Here is a 2,052-nt window from a genome sequence, read left to right on the forward strand (position 1 = left end):
GATTTTGTTCAGTAGGATATTTAGAGGAAAATATAATTTAAGTGAGTGATTCGACCTGCCGCTAGTGTGTCCAGTTATTTGATTTTTTAACGGTATAAATAAGTTGAAATCATAACCATTTCTTTAAAAAGCCTCACAGAAGGCAGGTTGTATAAAAATGTCATATAAAAATTTATCATTAGGTAAAAAAATTGCGGTTGTATTTTCTGCTATCGCGCTAGTTATTATTGCTCTTGGTATTTTCTTAAGTAGCGAGCTTAAATTAGTTCGCGAAGGGACGGTGAATTTTACAGACTCGACATTGCCGAGTGTATTATCTGTGGAAGCGCTGAAGTATGAAGTGACGAGTAATCGTGCAACTCAATTTTTCACGTTGACGCTCAATAACGATAATGTGGCGATGCAAAATTATCTTCAACGCACTCAGCAGAATAACCGCCAAATCAAAGGGATGCTGGCAGCTTATGAAGCCACTGTGGCATCTGATCATGAGCGCCAGATTTTTATGCAGGTAAGTGATGCTTGGGCAAGCTATGTTGATTCTATTTATAGCTTTGAGTTAGCGATAAGTCAGGGGAATACCGTTCAAGCTGGACAGGTGCTTGGTAATACATATCGTCAATTTAATGATCTGATGGCAGCGCTTGATGGTCTGCTAGAGCTAAACCTTGGCTTTGTTGCCAATAACCGGACAGAGATGTTAGATACGACTTCGCGTGTGAGTAACATGACGATTGCTTGTATTGTAAGTTTGTTAGTCTTTATGGTTTTGATGAACCAGTTTTTAATTCGCCAAATTTGTTTACCATTAAATCAGGTGATGGTGTTATCAAGTGAAATTGCGGCAGGTAATTTAACTCACACCTTAGAACGTGATGAAATAGGTGATGATGAATTGGGAATGCTGGCAGATTCGAGTATCAAAATGCAAGACAACCTGCGGTCTCTTGTTGTCGAGATTGTTGCCGCAGTGACTCAGTTGAGTACCGCGGTGGAAGAAGTCAGTGCTGTATCTGAACAGTCATCTCAGGGGATGAAACAGCAGCAAGACGAGATCACTATGGTTGTCACTGCCATGGAGCAAATGAAAGCGACTGTTGCCGATGTTGCGAGTAATACGGAAGTTGCTTCTGTTTCTGCTGCATCAGCAAATGATGAAGCCAAGCTAGGTAGTAAAGATGTACAAGAAGGCATTGAATCTATCTTGAAAGTATCTCAAGAAATTGAAAATGCGGGCGCACTGGTAGAGCAATTAGAACGTGAGTCGGTCAGTATCAGTATGGTTATTGATGTGATTCGAGACATTGCCGAGCAAACTAACTTGTTGGCACTTAATGCTGCAATTGAAGCCGCGCGTGCTGGTGAACAAGGCCGTGGTTTTGCCGTTGTTGCAGATGAAGTGCGAACCCTTGCGGGGCGTACACAGCAATCAACAGGTGAAATTGTAGCGATTATCGATAAGCTGCAAAAAAGTGCCAATGAAGCTAAAGATGCGACAAATATGAGTTGTAATATGATCCACCAGTGTGTCGCACAAAGTCAGCATACTGGAGAAACCATCCAGAATATAGAGCAGACGGTAGCGCAAATAGCGGATATGGGAATGCAGATTGCGAGTGCATGTAACGAACAAGATTCGGTCGCTGATGAGCTAAGTCGTAATGTTGAAAGCATTCATTTGTCATCGACTGAAGTCGCAACAGGTGCTAGCCAAACGGCGAAGGCGAGTTTTGAACTAAGTCAACTTGCTGTAAACCTTCAATCAATGATGAGTCGTTTCCGCGTATCTTAATTTTGTGTATTCCTTTTTTGTAAAACGACCTGTAAAGCTAGCTTAATTGCTGGCTTTTTTCTGCGAGTGATACCAACTTGGCTAATGGTCTTTTTCTTTAATAGGCAAAGCGGTTTCTAATTATTATTGACCAGCCAGTAACTGTAATAAAAAACCACAGGATTATCCCTGTGGTTTTTATTTTTGTGCGCCGAGCATGGTGTTGATCTAGGAGGTGAAAGTCCTCTACGGGCTCAGTCGAGCGAGAACCGTTAGCCTAT

At 41.7% G+C, this 2,052-nt stretch carries 1 protein-coding gene; it reads left to right on the forward strand.

What is annotated here, in order from left to right:
* Positions 1 to 157 precede the first annotated feature (157 nt).
* Positions 158 to 1,792, forward strand: a complete 1,635-nt coding sequence (locus tag ASV53_RS23750; RefSeq protein ID WP_094958961.1) for a methyl-accepting chemotaxis protein — start codon at positions 158 to 160, stop codon at positions 1,790 to 1,792.
* The last annotated feature ends 260 nt before the right edge of the window (positions 1,793 to 2,052 follow it).

Origin of the sequence: Photobacterium sanguinicancri, assembly GCF_002265265.1 — a bacterium.
GTDB lineage: Bacteria > Pseudomonadota > Gammaproteobacteria > Enterobacterales > Vibrionaceae > Photobacterium > Photobacterium sanguinicancri.

Coding starts and splice junctions, on each gene's coding strand:
- ASV53_RS23750 (WP_094958961.1), top strand. CDS start 158: ATGTCATATAAAAATTTATCATTAGGTAAAAAAATTGCGGTTGTATTT.